Here is a 21,035-nt window from a genome sequence, read left to right as displayed (position 1 = left end):
CCCTAAATTTTACAGTAAACCCGCGAGTTTCAAGGCATCTTCAACCTTTTGCTGTCCAGATACAGTTAACGGTGTCATTGGTAACCGTAACGTATCATCCGCAATAAGACCTAAACGATGACAAGCCCATTTCGCAGGGATTGGATTCGGCTCAACAAATAACTGATGATGAAGTCCCATCAGCTGTTTATTCAATTCACGGGCCTCAGTATATTTGCCCGCAAGCGCTAAGTCACACATTTTTACCATCTGTGCAGCCGCGACGTTGGAGGTGACCGAAATGACGCCCTTTCCACCGAGTTGCATAAAATCAAGTGCAGTCGCATCATCACCAGAAAGCAGAACAAAATGGTCATCAACCAACTCTTTGATTTGATGAACACGTGCTAAGTTCCCTGTGGCTTCTTTAATTGCCACAATATTCGCCAATTTCGCCAAGCGGCCCACAGTTTCAGGTAATAAATCACATCCAGTGCGCGATGGTACATTATAGAGAACCTGTGGCAAGCTGGTGTTTTCTGAAATTGCTTTAAAATGCTGATATAAGCCTTCTTGTGACGGTCTATTATAATAAGGCGTTACTGTTAGGCACGCAACTACACCACTGTTTTCAAACTCATTTGTTAGCGAAATCGCTTCTGCGGTCGCATTTGCACCTGTTCCCGCAATAATTGGGATACGGCCATCAGCTAACTCAAGCGTCGCTTTCACTACATCAACGTGCTCTTTATGGTTTAATGTTGCTGATTCCCCCGTTGTTCCCACTGACACAATCGCAGAGGTTTTATTTGCGACATGGTAATCCACCAGCTGTTTCAAGCTTTTTCTATCAACGTTACCCGCTGAATCCATTGGTGTGATCACAGCAACAATACTGCCTTGTAAAAAGTCTTTGTAGTTTACGTTTTGATTAGCCATCGCAATGCCCCCTAAATAGTGAGTTTCCATGTTACGTTTTCATTTCACAGAAGAAAACCACCCAAACGCAAGATTTTAATGAATTTTGTTAATGCCGATGACATTAACTTAAATAGAAGTAATAATTCAGCCATATTTGTCGCAAGAGTGAATCGCCCCACTTGGCAGATTCACAATTTTATGGTTTCCTTACCAGCATCCTGAGTCAATATCATTGACCTAAATTTAGTCAAAATAAGGAAGATACTTTGCCTAAGACTGAACCGCAATTTCTTGTTATTACTGCGCTGGGAACAGATCGTCCGGGCATTGTGAATACAATTACACGCCTTGTCAGTGAATGTGATTGTAATATTGAGGATAGTCGACTCGCTATGTTTGGCGAGGAATTTACTTTTATAATGATGTTATCCGGCAGTTGGAATGCTATCACGCTTCTAGAGGCGATTTTACCAACTAAAGGGGCAGAGTTAGATTTGCTGATTGTTATGAAACGCACGCATAGCGTACAAAAAACCTACTATCCGTCTACTGTAACCGTGAATGTGATGGTCGACGATGCGCCGCGTATTATTGAACAATTTACCAATTTGTTTACCACTCAACAGTGCAACATCGCAGAATTGATTTCTAAAACACAGCCTGCAAATGATACACAACCGGCTCAATTGGAAATTCAAATTACAGCCCATGACCCACTGGATGATAATGGCATAATTATAAAGAATAAATTTCAACAACTATGTACAATGCTAAATGCCAAAGGCAACATCAGTATTGTTAACAACCCCAAAATGCAGAGTTAACGGAGATATATGTAATGAACCCATTGAAAGCCGGTGATAAGGCACCTCAATTTAGCCTTCCTGACCAAGATGGTGAAATCATCAATCTTTCTGATTTCCAGGGTCAACGCGTATTAGTTTACTTTTATCCTAAAGCGATGACGCCAGGCTGTACAGTTCAAGCATGTGGACTGCGTGATGAGATGGATACACTAAAAGCAAAAGGTGTCGAAGTTTTAGGTATTAGTACAGACAAACCAGAAAAATTGGCTCGTTTCGCTGAAAAAGAGTTATTAAACTTCACACTGTTATCCGATGAAGATCATCAAATTTGTGAACAATTTGGTGTGTGGGGTGAAAAACAATTTATGGGTAAAACTTATGACGGTATCCACCGTATTAGTTTCCTTGTCGATGCAAATGGCACCATCGAGCACGTATTTGACGATTTCAAAACCAGTAACCACCATGAAATCGTATTAGCGTACATCAACGCTAACGCCTAATTACTGATACATAGTGACTAAAACCTAATCACTAAAAAGGGTTGCTAATTTAGCAACCCTTTTTTCTTACTGGCTCTTTTCTAGCCTTCTATTTTTTCTGTTGTCTCACTATCACTTAAATCTTGTGGCCACGCGTTAATCACCGCTTTGATTAAAGTTGCAAGCGGTATCGCAAAAAACACGCCCCAGAATCCCCATAACCCGCCAAAAATCACCACCGACAAGATAATCACGAGTGGGTGTAAGTTCACGGCTTCTGAGTACAACAGCGGCACGACGATGTTGCTGTCTAGCCCTTGGATCACCAGATAAACAATAAACAGTGACCAGAACTCAGTACCTATGCCCCATTGGAATAATGCCACCAGCACGACAGGGATCGTCGCCGCAACCGCACCAATATAAGGAATAAGCACCGAAACACCCACCAGCACGGACAACAACACTGAGTAACGCAAATCAAAATAAGCAAAACCAATATAGGTACAGACGCCAACAATCACCATTTCCGTGACTTTACCGCGTAAATAGTTGGTAATTTGCTGATTCATTTCCAACCAGACTTTACTCACTAACTGGCGATTTTTCGGGAGAAGTTTAACAAAGCTTTTGGTGATTTTTTCTTTATCTTTTAATAAGAAAAACATCATCAATGGTACTAAAACCAGATAGATTGCTAAGGTGAAAATACCAATTAGTGAGGCCACCGACGCTTTCACCACAGACTCCGCAACAACTGACAACCTACTGCGCACATTATCTGCCATCATATCAATGATACCAGCATCTACCAGTGCGGGATATTGCTCCGGTAATCGGCGAGCAAACTCGCTAAAGCGATTGACCATGTTAGGTAAATCCGCCACGAGGTTGATCCCTTGTTGCCACGCTGTTGGTGCAATAATTAAGATCACCATGGCACTTATTCCAGCAAACAAGGTCAAAATGATGCTAACCGCTAAAACGCGGGATAAACCCAGTCGTTGGAGTAAATGTGTTGGCCATTCAAGTAAATATGCTAAGACAATTGCGACTAATAATGGAGCCAGTATACTGCTGAAGAAAAAGATGACCAGAAAGCCAATAACCAGCAAACTAAACAACGCAACTGCTTGCGGGTCAGCAAAGCGCCGACGGTACCATTGTAAAAACATTTCTAACATTCATTGGCTCCTGGGAATGTAAAACAAAGACAGTTCCTAAATTGAAGAAAATTATACCGAATAACAGATTTTACGATAGCTTTTGCTATCATATCTCCCAATTAATTCGCGTTTTTTGTAGGTAATAAGTGAAGATATGCATGATGACTAAAAAACTGAAATATCCACTGCTCGCTATCCTGATGTCCGCACTTATCCATGGTGCTGTATTACCTGCCTATAGTGCTGTTGAAGATACCCTACCCGATATTGGTACAACCGCGGGAGGAACGCTCAGCATTAACCAAGAAATCATTATGGGTGATGCCATCACTCGTCAAATTCGAGGAAGTACCCCCCTCATTTATGACCCATTACTAACCCAGTACGTGAATAAACTGGGGCAACGTTTAGTGACGAATGCCGATTCTGTCAAAACGCCATTTAAATTTTACCTAGTCAATAACCCGAATATTAACGCTTACGCCTATTTTGGCGGTAACGTGGTTCTTCACTCTGCACTGTTTCGTTATAGCCAAAATGAAAGCCAGCTTGCTTCCGTTATGGCGCACGAAATCTCTCACGTGACTCAGCGCCATCTGGCGCGAATGATGGAAGACCAAAAAGCCACAACGCCGTTAGCTATCGCAGGTACTATCGGTTCTCTATTACTGGTGATGGCGAACCCGCAAGCCGGTTTTGCCGCATTAACGGGAACATTCGCGGGAATGCAGCAAGGGATGATCAGTTTTACACAAGCCAATGAGCAAGAAGCCGACCGTATTGGCCTGCAAACATTGCGTCGTTCAGGGTTTGATCCTCATGCCATGGCTGATTTTATGCAAATCATGTCGGACCAAACCCGCTATATGTCTAAACCACCAGAAATTTTACTGACTCACCCCTTACCAGACAGTCGTTTAGCCGATGCCCGTAACCGTTCAAACCAATATCCTAAAGTCCATGCCCCATCTTCATTAGACTTTATGTTGGCACGTGTTCGTATTTTGTCCATGTACAGCCCTGCGGATCAACGCAATGCACTGGATCAAATCATCGAAAACTACAGTAAAGGCAATGCTCAAGAGCAAATGGCGGCGAAGTACGGTAAAGCATTATTATTATCTCAAGATAAAAAATACAGCGAAGCGGGCGTTATTATTTCTGAATTGTTAGCCAAGCAGCCGGATAACCCGTGGTTTATCGACTCCATGACCGATATCGATATTGAGCAAAAACAAGTTGGCAAAGCAGTTGCTCGTTTGCAAGATGCCTTGAAAAAATCACCGAAAAATACGGTGTTTATTGTCAACTTAGCGAACGCATACGTCAGTAACGGGCAATATAAAGATGCCACTAATTTATTGAATAAATATACGTTTGATTACCCAGACGACCCAATTGGCTGGGATCTGCTTGCCGAAGCCTCCGCAAAACTGGGGGATCGTAATGCAGAATTGGCGGCGTATGCTGAAGGCATGGCACTGCGCGGTAACTATGACACTGCCATTAATTATTTAAGCGAAGCGAGCCGTAAAAGCCGCTTAGGCAGTTATGAACAACAACGTTTTGATGCGCGAATCGATGAACTTACTCGATTAAAAGAGCGCGATAGCAACGCAAAACCGTAAGGAATAAAGATAATGACGGATTCAATTAAAATTTATCACAACCCTCGCTGTTCTAAGAGCCGTGAAACGCTGGCTTTATTGCAAAAAAAAGGCATTACGCCAACAGTCGTTGAATATTTAACGACGCCACCTTCAGTGGCTGATATTGAAAAATTGCTGAAGATGCTTGGATTTGCCGATGCGCGCCAATTAATGCGCACCAAAGAAGATATCTATAAAGAGCTGAAATTAGCGGATAACAGCGTTACTCAAGCGCAGCTTATTCAAGCCATGCATGATAATCCAAAGTTAATTGAGCGCCCGATTGTGGTAAAAGGTAAAAAAGCCAAGTTAGGTCGCCCACCAGAGCAGGTGCTGGAAATTTTATAAGCAGGCTATTTGGCAGACAATAAATTGGCAGTCGATGGGCTGCCAATTTATTATAATTTGAGAATATCTTTAACGAAAGGAATGGTCATTTTACGCTGAGCGACAATCGAGGCGTGATCAAGCTTATTTAAGATATCAAATAAGGTGCCCATCTTTCTGTCTAACCGTTTTAATACAAACCGACAAACATCTTCAGGCAATTCAAATCCACGAATACTGGCACGTAATTGCAGCGCACAAATTTTGTCTTCATCACTTAAAGGGTGCAGTTTATAAATTTGCCCCCAATCTAGGCGAGAGGCTAAATCCGGCAGCTTCAAATCAATCTGGCGCGGTGGGCGATCCCCAGTGATCAGTAAGCACGTTCGACCAATTTCTAAAATGCGGTTATACAAATTGAAGATGGCCATTTCCCACTCTTCATCTCCTGCGATGCATTGAATGTTATCAATACAGACCAGAGAAAGATGTTCCATACCTTCGAGCACATCAGGCACAAAGTAAGCGCGTTTATCCAACGGCACATAACCCACAGCAACACCTTGCTCAGACAATTCAGCACATGCCGCATGCAGTAAATGACTCTTACCGCCCCCTTCTCTTGACCAGTAATAGATATAACTACCATGAGGCTGATTAATCGCCGTTTTTAGCGCAGAGAGTAATCCCTCATTTTCCCCTGCATAGAAACTGGCAAAGGTTTCATCATCAGGAAGAGAAAGTGGTAATGAGAGTTGAGATGGTGTATTCAGAAGCGCCTCTGATTGTGCAGTTCAATTAACGCCATTGAGTTTATCATAAATAACAAGAAGAGATGAACAGCCTGACGGTTAATTGCCGGAGCTTTAGCCACTCCGGCAATCTATTTTACTTAATCGTGACTTATTTTTTATTTTCGTCTAAGACTTTCACTTCTGAAGTCACAAACTGTTTTTCTGGGCGAACAAAGGTAATAAAGCGGAATAACAGCGCCATCAGAATACCGACGATAGTCGCCAGCGCCATCCCTTTCAGTTCAGCTTGACCAATGTGGATCACCGCGCCACTCACTCCGATGATTAAAATCACTGAGGTTAAAATCAGGTTTTGTGGTTTGTTATAATCCACTTTTGAATCAATCAGAACGCGAATACCCGAAGCGCCGATGACTCCGTACAGTAACAGTGAAACACCACCCATGACAGGTACTGGCACTAATTGAATTGCCGCCGCTAATTTACCCACGCAAGAGAGTAAGATAGCGATAATAGCCGCACCACCGATAACCCAAGTACTGTAGACCTTAGTAATCGCCATTACGCCGATATTTTCGCCGTAAGTGGTATTTGGCGTTGAACCAAAGAAACCCGATAACATGGTAGAGAAACCGTTTGCAAACATGGAGCGATGTAGGCCAGGATTTTTCATTAAGTCGCGCTCAACGATATTCGCGGTCACCACTAAGTGCCCAACGTGTTCAGCAATGACCACTAACGCCGCAGGTAGGATGGTTAAAATCGCAAACCATTCAAAACGTGGCGTATAGAATGTTGGAATAGCAAACCATGGCGCTTCAATTACTGGTGTAAAGTCCACAATCCCCATAAAGTAGGAAAGCGCGTAACCTGATAGGAAACCGATTAAGATTGGGATAATCGATAAGAACCCACGGAAAACTACGGCGCACAAGATAGTGACCGACAATGTGGTGATCGAGATAATTAAAGTGCTTGAATCAACCGCGGCGCCTTCTTTAGGTAATAAGCCCGCCATACCCGCTGCCGTTTGCGCTAATTCTAGACCGATAACCGCGACAATCGCCCCCATCGCTGCAGGTGGAAACATCACGTTGATCCAGCCGCGCCCTGCCACTTTGACAATCAGTGCTACTATACAGAACAGTGCCCCGCAAATAATAAATCCGCCAAGCGCTAGCTCATACCCAAGAGGCAGTAAAATTAATACTGGAGAAATAAAGGCGAAGCTCGACCCTAAATAAGCGGGAATTTTGCCCTTACAGATAAATAAATACAGCAGCGTACCGATCCCGTTGAATAATAAAATCGTTGCCGGGTTCACGCCAAATAAAATAGGAACAATAACCGTTGCCCCAAACATGGCAAACAAATGTTGAAAGCTTAATGGAATGGTTTGTAGTAATGGTGGTCTTTCTTCAACACTTATCGTGCGGCGTGTCATGCTCGTCATCCTCTTATGCGTCGTGAATATTATTTTTTTTATCAAAAAAAAGCCGACTCTTCAGTCGGCTTCATTATTATTTAGTACCAAATATCTTATCGCCCGCGTCTCCTAGACCCGGAACAATGTAACCTTCATCATTTAAGTGTTGGTCAATTGAAGCCGTGTACAGTTCAACGTCTGGGTGCGCTGCTTCTAATGCAGCAATACCTTCCGGTGCAGCAACTAAAACTAAGACTTTAATGGAATTACAGCCGGATTTTTTCAGGAGGTCGATGGTTGCAATCATAGAACCACCCGTTGCTAACATTGGGTCTACAATCAGCGCCATACGCTCATCAATGTTAGAAACTAATTTTTGGAAATAAGGGACAGGTTGTAACGTTTCTTCATCACGGTAAATACCCACTACGCTGATACGTGCGCTTGGGATGCTTTCCAATACGCCGTTCATCATGCCAATACCGGCACGTAGAATAGGAACTACAGTGATTTTTTTACCTTTAATTTGTTCAATTTCTACAGGACCACACCAACCATCAATTGTTACTTTTTCAGTTTCTAGGTCAGCGGTCGCTTCATAAGTCAGTAGGCTACCAACCTCTGAGGCCAGTTCACGAAAGCGCTTAGTGCTTATGTCATGATCTCGCATCAGGCCGAGTTTATGTTTAACGAGAGGGTGTTTTACCTCAACGATCTTCATGGGTTTCTCCTACTTTTTTTAAAACGTCACCGGACAAAAAAATCGCGGGATTATACCGCTTTTTTCCCTCAATGCCACTAGTATCATCTTGATTCAGGTCAAACAATCATCAATCACACGTTATTTGCTGAATTAGTATACACATAATATTTTTTATGGTGTAGGCAGCGAATAAAATCATGCGCTTTGCGTCACGACATCACGATTTATTGCATCAAATATTTCAGTCAGAAAGCTATCGCAAACGTTTGCGGAGCCTGATAGAATATCGGCAAATGAAGTTATCTTTTCCAAAATGCAATTGCCTTGGGGGCCGTAGTGACTGATAAAACCTCTCTCAGCTATAAAGATGCCGGTGTTGATATTGATGCAGGTAACGCATTGGTTGAACGTATCAAAGGTGTGGTGAAAGAGACTCGCCGTCCAGAAGTGATGGGCGGATTGGGAGGGTTCGGCGCACTGTGTGCCCTGCCACAAAAATACCGTGAGCCTGTTTTAGTGTCAGGCACTGACGGTGTGGGAACTAAACTACGCCTCGCGATGGATTTAAAACGTCATGAATCCATCGGTATCGATTTAGTCGCTATGTGCGTCAACGACCTGATTGTTCAAGGTGCTGAGCCGCTGTTTTTCTTAGACTATTATGCAACCGGTAAGCTGGATGTGGATACCGCTGCAAGCGTGATCACCGGTATCGCGGAAGGCTGTAAGCAGTCTGGCTGTGCATTAGTTGGTGGTGAAACCGCTGAAATGCCGGGTATGTACCACGGCGAAGATTATGATGTTGCAGGCTTCTGTGTGGGTGTTGTTGAGCGCTCTGAAATTATTGATGGCACAAAAGTCAGTGCGGGCGACGCGCTGATCGCGTTAGCCTCAAGCGGCCCTCACTCTAACGGTTATTCATTAGTGCGTAAAATTCTGGAAGTGAGCAAAACCAATCCAGAAACCACGCAATTAGCGGGCAAACCTCTCGCTGATCACCTGTTAGAACCAACCCGTATCTATGTTAAAAATGTCTTAGAACTGATCGCTAAAAACGACATTCATGCCATTGCACACATTACGGGCGGCGGCTTCTGGGAAAATATTCCTCGCGTTTTACCTGACAACACTCAAGCCATCATTGACGGCAACAGCTGGGAATGGCCTGCAGTCTTCGAATGGCTGCAACAAGCGGGCGATGTCACCACTCACGAAATGTATCGTACATTTAACTGCGGCGTCGGTATTATCATTGCCCTGCCACAAACCGAAGTTGAGTCTGCATTAAAACTGCTGACTGCGTTAGGTGAAAATGCATGGCAGATCGGAACCATTGGCGACTTACCTGCGGGTGAAGAGCAGGTTGTTATCCGCTAATGAAAAACATCGTTGTTTTGATTTCAGGCAGTGGCAGTAATTTGCAGTCGATTATTGATGCCTGCCAACGCCATGAAATCGATGGGCAAATCGTCGCAGTGATCAGTAATAAAAGCGATGCTTACGGTTTGGTTCGCGCACAAGAGGCTGGCATTCCAGCCCTTTGTGTTAGCTCAAAAGCCTTCACTGAGCGCCAAGCCTACGATGCTGCACTGTTAGAGGCTATCGAGCAGTATCAACCGGATTTAGTGGTATTAGCTGGGTTTATGCGCATTTTAACCCCTGCGTTTGTAAAACATTTCACAGGGAAAATGCTGAATATCCACCCTTCTTTACTGCCTAAATATCCGGGGCTACATACCCATCGACGCGCACTTGAAAATGGCGATAAAGAACACGGCACTTCCGTGCATTTTGTTACTGAAGAGCTGGATGGCGGCCCGATTATTTTACAAGGACATGTGCCTGTTTTACCACAAGACACCGAAGACGATTTGGTTGAACGCGTAAAACTGCAAGAGCACCTGATTTACCCTCAAGTCATTGCGTGGTTTGTTTCTGGCCGCCTTGTAATGCAAGACGGTAAAACCCTACTCGATGGCCAGCCGTTATCGGCAACGGGCTATCAAGCAAATTAATGCGCGGTTAGATAAGTTTCAATATATTCGCTCAGATTTGGTGGCAGGTCTGAGCGAATAACTCAAGTTCAGCCATCTCCCCTCCGCAAGAAATGTTTTGTCGGGCAACCCGAGAGGTAGTTTTGAGCGGAAAACAGGCGTCTGAATGAAATAAACAGACACCCGATAATATTAACCTGAAAAGTTATTTTACTCGTTTCCCTATTTCATCAATAACCCTTTCACCATCCTCTTTAGTAAAAGAGCCTTTCTGAGCTTCAGGTAGAATATCCAGCACAACTTCTGAGGGTCGACAAAGACTTGAACCAAGCGGCGTAACTACAATTGGTCGATTAATCAGGATCGGATGCTGGAGCATAAGATCAATCAACTGCTCATCAGAGAATTTGTCTTCATCAAGACCCAGCTCCTCATATGGTTCAACGTTCATACGCAGTAATGATCGTACAGAAATCCCCATATCTGAAATTAGTTTAATAAGCTCATCGCGGGTTGGTGGCACATCAAGATAGTAAATAATCGTCGGTTCATTACCGCTGTTACGTATCATCTCCAGCGTGTTACGTGAAGTGCCACAGGCTGGATTGTGATAAATAGTAATGTTGCTCATATCAGTATCTCATTACAAAATGATAGATAGCCGCCACGCTAGCGCGGCCAGAGTAAAAAATAAAACTGGCAAGGTCATGATAATGCCAATACGGAAGTAATACCCCCACGTGATTGTCATATTTTTCTGAGCCAGTACATGAAGCCATAACAATGTGGCAAGACTGCCTATCGGGGTAATTTTGGGACCTAAGTCGCAACCAATCACATTGGCGTAAATCATCGCCTCCTTGATAACACCAGTCGCAGCACTTCCGTCTATCGACAGCGCTCCAATCAGCACCGTCGGCATATTATTCATCATCGACGATAAGAATGCGGTCAGGAAGCCAGTACCGAATGTCGCAGCCCATAAGCCTTTATCCGCCAGTATATTGAGTAAGGAAGAAAGATACTCAGTGAGCCCAGCATTACGTAAACCATAGACAACCAAATACATACCCAGCGAGAAAATCACGATCTGCCAAGGCGCACCGCGAAGCACTTTCCCAGTATTAATGGCTTGTCCCCTCTTGGCTACCACTAGCAATACCACCGCACCAACGGCTGCTATCGCACTGACAGGGATCCCCAACGGCTCCAGAACAAAAAAACCAACTAATAGGAACAGCAGAACAATCCAGCCAGCTCTAAACGTTGCGGGATCCTTAATCGCACTACTAGGTATTCTTAGTAATGAAACGTCATATCTGGCAGGGATATCGCGGCGGAAGAAGAGATGCAGCATAACCAGAGTAGCAGCAATAGCCGCCAGATTCACAGGAACCATCACGGAGGCATACTGTGTAAAGCCCAGACCAAAGAAATCCGCTGAAACAATATTGACTAGGTTAGAAACAATCAACGGTAGGCTAGCGGTATCAGCGATGAATCCTGCCGCCATGACAAATGCCAGTGTTGTTGCCTGACTGAACCCCAGTGCGAGTAACATTGCAATCACAATCGGTGTCAGTATCAAGGCTGCGCCGTCGTTTGCAAACAGTGCAGCAACAGCAGCGCCAAGCAGGACTATCCAAGTAAACAACAGACGACCGTGCCCTTTTCCCCATCGGGAAACATGCAATGCCGCCCATTCAAAGAAACCAGATTCATCTAGCAACAAGCTAATGATGATGACCGCAATGAATGCCGCTGTAGCATTCCAGACGATATGCCAGACGACGGGTATATCATCAAATTGGATCACCCCCGTTCCCAGCGCTAGCACGGCTCCAATACTTGCACTCCAGCCAATACTGAGTCCTCTAGGTTGCCAGATGACTAAAACCAACGTCAGTATAAAGATACTCCCGGCAAGAAACATTTCCAGACTCCTTTATATATGTTTATGTGTATATAATTAAACTTATCAGCAAGAAGTACATGCAGATTTTTTCAGGCGTTCACGTATATCATCGCGCAGGCAGTGCCATACCGTCGTTACTGTTTCACTAGCCCATGCGGGAATGTGGGGAGAGAGACGATAGTGAATCCATTTTCCTTCCCGACGATCTAGCACCAGCCCAGCCTCACGCAGGATAGCCATATGACGAGAAATTTTAGGCTGTGATTCAGTAGTAACCGCACATATATCACATACGCACAGTTCACCCGATTCTCTGAGAAGCATGACAATGGCGAGGCGAGTTTCATCCGATAAGATTTTAAAAAGCTGAACAGGTTGTAGCATTACTTACTCCGTTTAGCACACCAAACACATATGATATATCATATGTGTTTATTTTGAAATCATCAAAACATCTCGTAGATGCAAACGTATTTATGGCTTGGTTCTGCACATGAGTGAGCACTGTAAAGCGAATGACAAGACCTCGCGTTTCAATCCAACCATGAAAAATACGATGGTATTATCTGACCGATGCATGAAACGATTGTGTAGAAAAATCAAACACACCTTTAAAGAAAACCGACTTAATCTAGCGTTTTTATTTCTATACTATGTTTATGTTTTCCTTAACGATGTCAAACTACATGCTAACCACTCCCCCTTAAACAAACTAATCTTCGACAAACTCACCCTCACCCTGCTTTCTGTCATTATTTTATTGCAAATAAGTGGTATCCTTATAACAGCGCTAAGTAATTAATTTTCTAGTTGATACTTTCGCCATAAATAGTTTTATAATTAACAACAATCGAGGTGTTTTATGACGACCGGGCAAGCTCATCTGTTTAAGTTGCGCCCACTTGAGCGTGAAGACTTAGCTTTCATCCACCAGCTGGACAATAACGCCAACATTATGCGTTATTGGTTCGAAGAGCCTTATGAGGCATTCGTTGAGCTCAGTGATCTTTACGATAAGCATATTCATGACCAATCCGAGCGCCGCTTTATTGTCGAATCTGACAGTGAAAAAGTCGGTTTAGTCGAGCTGGTTGAAATTGATTATGTTCACCGTCGTTCTGAATTCCAGATTATCATTGCACCCCGCTATCAAGGCAAAGGGTATGCAAGCCGCGCTGCAAAACTGGCCATGGACTACGCTTTTTCAGTGCTCAATTTGTACAAACTTTATCTAATAGTCGATAAAGAAAATGTCAAAGCTATCCATATTTATAATAAACTCGGCTTCCACACAGAAGGCGAGCTGATTGACGAATTTTTCGTCAATGGTCGCTACCACACCGCAATCCGTATGTGTGTGTTCCAGCACCAATATTTTGCAATGAAACAGCAGTCTGAAAACGCGTAATATTTCCAAGAATAGCGCGATAGAAGTCAAAGGTGATAATCGGTTTTTATCAGCATTAACCAGTCGAATACGGAGCAACAATGTCCCAAGAACGCCTCTATCATGAAAAAGAGCTCAGCTGGCTCTCTTTTAACGAACGAGTTCTCCAAGAAGCCGCGGATAAGCGGAACCCTCTTATAGAACGAATGCGTTTTTTGGGCATTTACTCCAATAACTTAGACGAATTCTACAAAGTCCGTTTTGCGGATGTAAAACGTCGCATCTTAATCAATGAAGAGCGCGGTTCCGCTAGCGGTGCCCGTCATCTGCTCAAACGCATTCAGTCTAAAGTGGCCAAACAGGAGCAAGAGTTCGACGTTCTCTATAACGACCTGCTCCTTGAAATGGCACGTAACCAAATATTCTTAATTAACGAGCGTCAAATTTCACCTCGTCAGCAAATTTGGTTACGCCAATATTTTCGTCAAAATCTACGCCAACATATCACGCCAATTTTAATCAATCGTGATACTAACTTAGTGGAATTTCTTAAAGACGATTACACCTACCTCGCCGTTGAAATTATTAATGGTGCTGAAGTGCAATACGCTTTATTGGAGATCCCATCGGATAAAGTTCCGCGTTTTGTTAATCTCCCGCCGGAGATGCCAAAGCGTCGCAAATCAATGATTTTAATTGATAATATCCTTCGCTATACCCTTGATGAAATTTTCAAAGGCTTCTTTGACTATGACAAACTCAACGCCTATTCCATGAAAATGACCCGTGATGCGGAATATGATATCGCCACGGAGATGGAATCTAGCCTGCTGGAAATTATGTCATCCACGTTAAAACAGCGCTTAACCGCTGAGCCAGTTCGCTTTGTTTATCAACGTGATATGCCCGATGAAATGGTCGCACTGCTACGAGAAAAGCTGGGATTATCGAGCGATGACTCGGTGATTGCTGGTGGCCGTTACCATAATTTTAAAGATTTTATTAACTTCCCGAATGAAGGAAATAAAAACTTACTCAACAAACCGTTACCACGCCTGCGCCACCGCTGGTTTGATAATTTCCGTAACGGATTTGATGCTATTCGCGAACGCGATGTGTTGCTCTACTACCCTTATTACACCTTCGAGCACACATTAGAATTGCTGCGCCAAGCGTCGTTTGACCCGAATGTGTTATCCATCAAAATCAATATTTACCGTGTGGCAAAAGATTCTCGCATCATCGACTCCGTGATCCACGCAGCCCACAATGGCAAAAAAGTCACTGTAGTGGTGGAGCTGCAAGCGCGTTTTGATGAAGCCGCCAATATTCACTGGGCAAAACGCCTGACTGAAGCGGGTGTTCACGTTATCTTCTCCGCGCCGGGGCTTAAAATTCACGCCAAATTATTTATTATCTCCCGTATGGAAGAAGGCCAAATTGTTCGCTATGCCCATATCGGTACGGGTAACTTTAACGAGAAAACCGCTCGTCTTTACACCGACTATTCATTACTCACCTGTAACGAGCAAATCACCAACGAAGTGCGCCGAGTATTTAGTTTTATTGAAAACCCGTATCGCCCTGTGACTTTCGATAATTTGATGGTGTCTCCACAAAATACACGCACCAAAATCACTGAATTAATTGACCAAGAAATTGCGAATGCTGAAGCTGGGTTGCCTAGTGGCATTACACTCAAAATTAATAACTTAGTCGATAAAGAACTGACCGATAAGCTCTACGATGCCTCCAATGCAGGGGTTAAAATTCGCTTGTTAGTGCGTGGCATGTGTTCACTCGTCTCAGGGCAACAAGGCTATAGCGAAAATATCCAAGTCACCAGTGTGGTGGACCGATTCTTAGAGCATGACCGCGTTTATGTCTTTACCAACGCTGGCGATGAAAAAGTGTTTATCTCCTCGGCCGATTGGATGACCCGCAACATTGACTACCGTATCGAGGTGGCTGTTCGTTTGCTGGATCCACGACTTAAACAGTTGGTTTTAGATATCCTCGAATTACAGTTCAGTGATACCGTCAAAGCCCGCTTTGTTGACAAAGAACTCAGTAATCATTATGTTCCCCGCGGCAATAAGCGCAAAATTCGCGCTCAATTAGCTGTTTATGAATTTTTAAAAGCACTCGAAATGCCTGAAACAAGAGCTTGATACTATGCCAATTGCCAGTTCATCTACCCCAAGACCACAAGAAATTGCGGCGATTGACTTGGGTTCAAACAGTTTTCATATGGTTATTGCGCGTATTGTCAATGGAGCACTACAAGTTCTAACCCGTTTAAAAAAACGTGTTCATCTTGCTGATGGGCTGAGTGATACCAATGAACTCAGTGAAGAAGCCATGGAGCGCGGCTTAGCGTGTTTATCTCTATTTGCAGAACGTCTACAAGGCTTCACGCCTGATAACGTCTGTATCGTCGGCACCCATTCATTGCGTGTCGCCACCAACGTTGAAGAGTTTCTGCGCCGAGCCAAAGCCATTATCCCCTACCCGATTGAGATCATTTCAGGGCAAGAAGAAGCGCGTTTGATTTTTATGGGCGTTGAACACACGCAGCCGGAAAAGGGTCGTAAACTGGTCATCGATATCGGTGGCGGTTCCACAGAGCTGGTGATTGGCGAGAAATTTGAACCAATTTTAATTGAAAGCCGCCGTATGGGCTGCGTGAGCTTTGCGCGTCACTATTTCCCTAATGAAACCATTTCCCCAGATAATTTTAATCGCGCCTATTTAGCCGCCTGCTTAAAACTGGAAAGCACCGCTACCCTATTTAAAAAGCAAGTTTGGGATGTGGCGATGGGAGCCTCCGGTACCATTAAAGCGGCACATGCGGTAATTGTAGAGATGGGCGATCGTGATGGCATTATTACCCGCGAACGCCTCGAAAAAATCAAACAAGTAGCATTGAAGTACAAAACGTTTAAATCATTAGAAATTCCGGGACTTTCTTCTGATCGTAAACAAGTTTTTGTGCCGGGTTTAGCTATCTTAATTGCGGTGTTTGATTCCCTCGACATCAAAGAATTACGGCTCTCCGACGGCGCCTTACGTGAAGGTGTTCTCTATGAAATGGAAGGTCGCTTTCGTCACCAAGATATTCGGCAACGCACTGCATTAAGCCTTGCCGAACACTATAATATCGACCGTGAACAAGCCAAACGGGTTTTGAAAACCATGGAAGAGCTGTATTATCAATGGCGCCAGCAGAACCCTAAACAGGCCAATCCACAATTAGAATCCATTTTAATTTGGGCGGTTATGCTGCACGAAGTGGGATTGAGTATTAACCATAGCGGCATGCATCGCCACTCCGCTTATATCTTACAAAACACCAACTTACCGGGATTTAGCCAAGAGCAACAATTGCTATTAGCGACGTTGGTTCGTAATCATCGCCGTGCCATTAAATACGATGAAATACCTAAATTTAACTTGTTTAAACGCAAGCAATTTATGCCGTTGATTCAGATTTTGCGCTTATCTATCTTGTTGAATAATCAGCGCCAATCAACAACAACGCCTTCGTCTATGCGCATTGAAACCGACGAAGGTCATTGGACACTTTTCTTACCTGCGCAGTATCTCGCCCACAATGCGTTAATGCTGCTCGACCTTGAAAAAGAGAGTGCCTACTGGGAAGAGGTTCCGGGCTGGAAACTCACCATTTGCGCAGAAAATGAGCCATAGGCTTATATGACTCAGAAATGAGTCTGATTTAGAAAATAGAAACAAAAAATAATGATTTGCGGTCAGTGTTGTTTTGTTCTTCTTATTCGAATTATGAACAAATTTGATATTTTTTTGGGATCAGCGACAATACTGGGTAGAAGTTTCGTCACCTCGCAGGCGAATTAATTTAAAGCGCTTCGGCGCCGAATGGTTTAAGGATTAACATGTCACAAACTGCTTTTTCAACTGATGCGGCACCAATAATCAATCCGCATTCACAAAGACTGGCGTACATCCGCCAGCAAATACTGACGTTATTCATGGAAGACGAAGAGTTTGTTCATGCTCTTGTCGAGAAAGACCAACACGTCAGTATGGATGATAAAGCATTTAGTGAAAAAATTAGCACAGTTAAAGAACTGCTTGTTGACCTCCACACCGCGGATATCGCCGATATTCTTGAAATGCTACCGTACGACGAACGTCTCGCACTGTGGCGCTTAGTCGACAACAACGAACGCGGTGAAGTGCTGGTTGAGGCCTCCGTCTCTGTTTGGGACAGCCTGATTAAAGATATGTCAGACCGAGAACTGCTGCGAGCGGTTGCTGGCTTACATGTGGACGAACAAGCGTATATCGCCGAGCACTTGCCCCGCGATACCATGCGCCGTCTCCTCACCTACTTAGACCCAAGCTTACGCAGCCGTATTCGTGAAGTTCTCCAATACGCCAAAGACAGCGTTGGGCAGATGATGGATTTCGAATTCGTCACCGTGCGTTCAAACGTCACCCTGAAAACAGTGCAACGCTATCTACGCCAACGGGGAAAAATTCCTGAAGCAACGGATAAAATTTTCGTTGTCGATAAAGATAATTATCTGCAAGGCGAATTACCCCTGACCACCATTTTGATCCAAGCGCCAGAACGTATTGTTGCCGACGTGATGAAAACCGATACCGTCACCTTCTTACCCGATGAAAAAGGGGAAGATGCAGCGAGCGCGTTCGAACGTTACGACTTAATTTCTGCCGCGGTTGTGGACAGTAACGGCTTGCTGATGGGGCGTCTAACCGTTGAAGACATCGTTGATAATATCAGCGAAGAAAACGATAACAGCATCCGCCGTATGGGGGGGTTAAGTCCTGAAGAGGACGTATTCGCTCCTGTTGGTCAAGCGGTTAAAACCCGTTGGACATGGCTTGCCATTAACCTGTGTACCGCTTTCGTCGCTTCTCGTGTTATCGGTGTGTTCGAAGATACGATTTCACAGTTGGTTGCCCTCGCGACCTTAATGCCAATCGTAGCGGGTATCGGTGGTAATACGGGTAACCAAACTATTACGATGATTGTCCGTGCCATCGCGTTGCACCAAATTCAGAACGGTAGTTTCTCCTTCCTGATGGTCAGAGAGCTTGGAGTCGCCTTTATTAACGGGGTGGTTTGGGGCGGTATTATGGGCGTCGTCACCTACCTTCTCTATGGGGATCTCGCTATGGGTGCCGTGATGACCCTCGCGATGGTGCTCAACCTCTTGATGGCTGCCATCATGGGTGTTCTGATCCCATTAATTATGATTAAGATGGGTAAAGACCCTGCTATCGGCTCTAGCGTGATGATCACCGCAATCACTGATACTGGCGGTTTCTTTATCTTCTTAGGGTTAGCTACCCTATTCTTAGTTTAACTGCCTACCCGCGTACTTTGCCTTAAGCTAGGTACGCGGGTTTATAAAAACCTGCCATTTCCTGCAAAACCTCCTAATCATACTAAAATAGAAATAACTGACAGATCATATCCGCGAGTATTATTTATTTAAATAGCCTTATCACCTGCAAATTAATTATATTATTTTATCTATACCTGTTATTTACTCTATTTAATTTCACACTCAATAAATGAGTAGCATTATATTTATTGCCTTTTTTGTGATTATTTTGCACATCAAAATATACAATCGTCTGTAATTGCTAGTTTATTAATATCATATCGTGGCATTCAATTATCATTTAGAGTAGTAATTTGACCTTTTTTAACTAAATAGAATCTTATGCTTGTTTTCAAGGTGGCAGTTTACAGAATATGAAACTTTCTGCTATAAATGAAGGCACGTTAGAGATACAGAGTATTACCTTGGTTTATTTTCCCTCGTTTTATCTCTCATATCCTTTGCCAAATAATATTAATTACTTCGCTATTTAACGTACCTATTATTACAAATAACCTCATCGCGCTAATATTGAAATGTTGTGTATTTAGAAGGACAGAATTATGACATCGCAAACAACCAGCCAGCCTGCGGCCAGACCGTTAGGCAAAGAAGATTATAAAACATTGGGCTTATCCTCTTTAGGTGGCACATTAGAATTTTATGATTTCGTTATTTTCGTTTTTTACGCGAAAATTATCTCCCAACTATTTTTCCCGGGCGATAATGAATTTCTCGCATTAATGGCGACGCTGGGTCTGTTTGCTGCGGGTTATCTTGCTCGCCCATTGGGCGGCATTATTATGGCCCACTTTGGCGATAAAATCGGTCGTAAGAAAATGTTTACTTTAAGTATTTTCTTGATGGCATTCCCAACTTTTATTATTGGTTTCTTGCCAACATTTGAGACCATTGGTGCCGCTGCACCACTGTTACTGTTATTAATGCGTATCATGCAAGGAGCTGCTATCGGCGGTGAAATGCCAGGTGCATGGGTATTTATTGCCGAACATACTCCGAAACAGCGTTATGGTTTAGGAGTGGGAACATTAACCTCAGGGATCACTGGCGGGATTTTATTAGGGTCTATCGTCGCGATTATCATTGAGCGTTCTTATACCACCCAAGAAGTGCATGATTTTGCGTGGCGTATTCCGTTTATCTTAGGGGGCATTTTTGGTTTTATCTCTGTCTATCTGCGTCGTTTCTTACAAGAGACCCCGATTTTCAAAGAGATGGCAGCTAAAAAAGCATTAACCAAAGAGTTACCAGTAAAAACCGTGGTTAAATCCCATAAACAAGCTTGCATGATCACCGCTGCACTGACGTGGTCGCTGTCTACCGCTATCGTTGTCACCATTTTGATGACACCTGACGTGGTATTAAAAGGTATTTATGGCATCGATCGTAATATTGCGTTGCAAGCCAACTGCGCGGCAACTTTGACCTTAACTTTAGGCTGTATTTTCTGGGGTTGGTTAGGAGATAAAACAGGGACTCGTACATCGATGACCTTGTCTTGGGGCGGATTAGCGGTTACCGCTATCTACTTCTATTCATCATTGTCATCCGATATTTCTGCGAATACCTTAACGTTTAATTACGCATTAATGGGCTTCTTCGTGGGAGCAATTGCGACAACGCCAATTATCAGTACTCGCGCATTTCCACCAGAAATTCGTTTCTCTGGATTATCCTTTGCGTATAACTTGGCGTATGCGGTATTTGGCGGGTTGACCCCAATCTTAACAGGGGCATGGTTACAGCAATCCCATATGGCACCAGCATACTATGTTGCAGGAGTTTCCTTGTTAGCCGTTGCCGTGGCGTTTATCCCTCTGTCATACAAAGGTTGGACTCGTACCGCAGAAGAGGAACGTAACCCTGCGGCAGTATTGAAAACCAGCGTAACTCAATAAAACGAATTAGAACAATTACTCGCCTGTGGCTGTAAAGTCACAGGCTTTTTTATTTTCTTACGAAAAACCGTGCTTTTATCCATAGTTCTTTTCCATTTTTTCATATTTCCTCCATTTTCTTTTGTTCCCCTCAAGCTAAACTATTAAAATACGCAACTGATTAATTTTTAATATATACCTTATTATATTCAGTTAAATTTATTGGAATGG

At 43.7% G+C, this 21,035-nt stretch carries 15 protein-coding genes and 4 pseudogenes; 11 read left to right on the top strand and 8 right to left on the bottom strand.

What is annotated here, in order from left to right; all coding sequences use genetic code 11:
* Window positions 1-9: 9 nt before the first annotated feature.
* Window positions 10-918, bottom strand: a complete 909-nt coding sequence (gene dapA / locus GKR74_RS11330) for a 4-hydroxy-tetrahydrodipicolinate synthase (RefSeq protein WP_051422710.1) — start codon at window positions 916-918, stop codon at window positions 10-12.
* Window positions 919-1,166: 248 nt separating this feature from the next.
* Here dapA and GKR74_RS11325 point away from each other — a divergent pair, with 248 nt between their 5' ends.
* Window positions 1,167-1,724 (top strand): glycine cleavage system transcriptional repressor, encoded by a 558-nt coding sequence (locus GKR74_RS11325; RefSeq protein ID WP_036953236.1) that lies wholly within the window; start codon window positions 1,167-1,169, stop codon window positions 1,722-1,724.
* 14 nt (window positions 1,725-1,738) lie between these two features.
* The gene (bcp, locus tag GKR74_RS11320; RefSeq protein WP_036953234.1) at window positions 1,739-2,209 is read left to right on the top strand and encodes a thioredoxin-dependent thiol peroxidase; all 471 of its coding nucleotides are present in this window, start codon (window positions 1,739-1,741) and stop codon (window positions 2,207-2,209) included.
* A gap of 80 nt (window positions 2,210-2,289) precedes the next feature.
* Here the strand turns inward: bcp and GKR74_RS11315 are convergent, their stop codons facing one another.
* Window positions 2,290-3,372 carry an AI-2E family transporter gene (locus GKR74_RS11315; protein ID WP_154603645.1) on the bottom strand — a complete coding sequence of 361 codons (1,083 nt, stop codon included), beginning with the start codon at window positions 3,370-3,372 and terminating at the stop codon, window positions 2,290-2,292.
* A 143-nt stretch (window positions 3,373-3,515) separates the two neighbouring features.
* Here GKR74_RS11315 and GKR74_RS11310 point away from each other — a divergent pair, with 143 nt between their 5' ends.
* Window positions 3,516-4,982, top strand: coding sequence for a beta-barrel assembly-enhancing protease (locus GKR74_RS11310; RefSeq protein ID WP_036953230.1), 1,467 nt, complete (start codon window positions 3,516-3,518; stop codon window positions 4,980-4,982).
* A gap of 12 nt (window positions 4,983-4,994) precedes the next feature.
* The gene (gene arsC / locus GKR74_RS11305; protein WP_154603644.1) at window positions 4,995-5,351 is read left to right on the top strand and encodes an arsenate reductase (glutaredoxin); all 357 of its coding nucleotides are present in this window, start codon (window positions 4,995-4,997) and stop codon (window positions 5,349-5,351) included.
* Window positions 5,352-5,401: 50 nt separating this feature from the next.
* Here arsC (GKR74_RS11305) and hda read toward each other — a convergent pair.
* From hda to upp, 3 genes and pseudogenes are all read right to left on the bottom strand, one after another.
* Window positions 5,402-6,154, bottom strand: a pseudogene (gene hda, locus GKR74_RS11300) (DnaA inactivator Hda).
* A 79-nt stretch (window positions 6,155-6,233) separates the two neighbouring features.
* A complete protein-coding gene (uraA, locus tag GKR74_RS11295) occupies window positions 6,234-7,529 on the bottom strand; it encodes a uracil permease (protein WP_154603643.1) in 1,296 nt (431 codons plus the stop codon).
* Between the two features lie 76 nt (window positions 7,530-7,605).
* Window positions 7,606-8,232, bottom strand: a complete 627-nt coding sequence (gene upp / locus GKR74_RS11290) for a uracil phosphoribosyltransferase (protein WP_006658899.1) — start codon at window positions 8,230-8,232, stop codon at window positions 7,606-7,608.
* A 318-nt stretch (window positions 8,233-8,550) separates the two neighbouring features.
* Here upp and purM point away from each other — a divergent pair, with 318 nt between their 5' ends.
* Together purM and purN are read left to right on the top strand one after the other, a co-directional pair.
* Window positions 8,551-9,591 (top strand): phosphoribosylformylglycinamidine cyclo-ligase, encoded by a 1,041-nt coding sequence (gene purM, locus GKR74_RS11285; protein WP_181477229.1) that lies wholly within the window; start codon window positions 8,551-8,553, stop codon window positions 9,589-9,591.
* Window positions 9,591-10,229 (top strand): phosphoribosylglycinamide formyltransferase, encoded by a 639-nt coding sequence (purN, locus tag GKR74_RS11280; RefSeq protein ID WP_154603641.1) that lies wholly within the window; start codon window positions 9,591-9,593, stop codon window positions 10,227-10,229. The genes purM and purN overlap by 1 nt, the downstream gene beginning before the upstream one ends.
* Window positions 10,230-10,413: 184 nt before the next feature.
* Here purN and arsC (GKR74_RS11275) read toward each other — a convergent pair whose 3' ends face one another.
* The 3 genes and pseudogenes from arsC (GKR74_RS11275) to GKR74_RS11265 all read right to left on the bottom strand — a co-directional run bounded on the left by arsC (GKR74_RS11275) (window position 10,414) and on the right by GKR74_RS11265 (window position 12,507).
* Window positions 10,414-10,839, bottom strand: a complete 426-nt coding sequence (arsC, locus tag GKR74_RS11275; protein ID WP_154603640.1) for a glutaredoxin-dependent arsenate reductase — start codon at window positions 10,837-10,839, stop codon at window positions 10,414-10,416.
* 12 nt (window positions 10,840-10,851) lie between these two features.
* A complete protein-coding gene (locus GKR74_RS11270; protein WP_154603639.1) occupies window positions 10,852-12,141 on the bottom strand; it encodes an arsenic transporter in 1,290 nt (429 codons plus the stop codon).
* Between the two features lie 42 nt (window positions 12,142-12,183).
* Window positions 12,184-12,507: pseudogene (locus tag GKR74_RS11265) on the bottom strand (metalloregulator ArsR/SmtB family transcription factor).
* 478 nt (window positions 12,508-12,985) lie between these two features.
* On the opposite strand from GKR74_RS11265, the gene speG reads away from it, so the two are divergent.
* The 5 genes and pseudogenes from speG to GKR74_RS11240 all read left to right on the top strand — a co-directional run bounded on the left by speG (window position 12,986) and on the right by GKR74_RS11240 (window position 20,825).
* Window positions 12,986-13,531, top strand: a complete 546-nt coding sequence (gene speG / locus GKR74_RS11260; protein ID WP_132496064.1) for a spermidine N1-acetyltransferase — start codon at window positions 12,986-12,988, stop codon at window positions 13,529-13,531.
* A gap of 80 nt (window positions 13,532-13,611) precedes the next feature.
* Window positions 13,612-15,678: pseudogene (ppk1, locus tag GKR74_RS11255) on the top strand (polyphosphate kinase 1); the annotation flags it as partial.
* Between the two features lie 7 nt (window positions 15,679-15,685).
* A complete protein-coding gene (gene ppx, locus GKR74_RS11250; protein WP_154603636.1) occupies window positions 15,686-17,218 on the top strand; it encodes an exopolyphosphatase in 1,533 nt (510 codons plus the stop codon).
* 386 nt (window positions 17,219-17,604) lie between these two features.
* Window positions 17,605-18,885 (top strand): annotated as a pseudogene (gene mgtE / locus GKR74_RS11245) (magnesium transporter); the annotation flags it as partial.
* Window positions 18,886-19,469: 584 nt separating this feature from the next.
* Entirely contained in the window at window positions 19,470-20,825 is a 1,356-nt protein-coding gene (locus GKR74_RS11240; protein ID WP_154603635.1) for an MFS transporter, read from the top strand.
* Window positions 20,826-21,035 lie beyond the last annotated feature (210 nt).

It is taken from the genome of Providencia sp. wls1914, assembly GCF_009706645.1.
GTDB classification, from domain to species: domain Bacteria; phylum Pseudomonadota; class Gammaproteobacteria; order Enterobacterales; family Enterobacteriaceae; genus Providencia; species Providencia zhijiangensis.
Note: the sequence above shows the minus strand (reverse complement) of the source record. Positions and strands in the feature narration are given on the sequence as shown.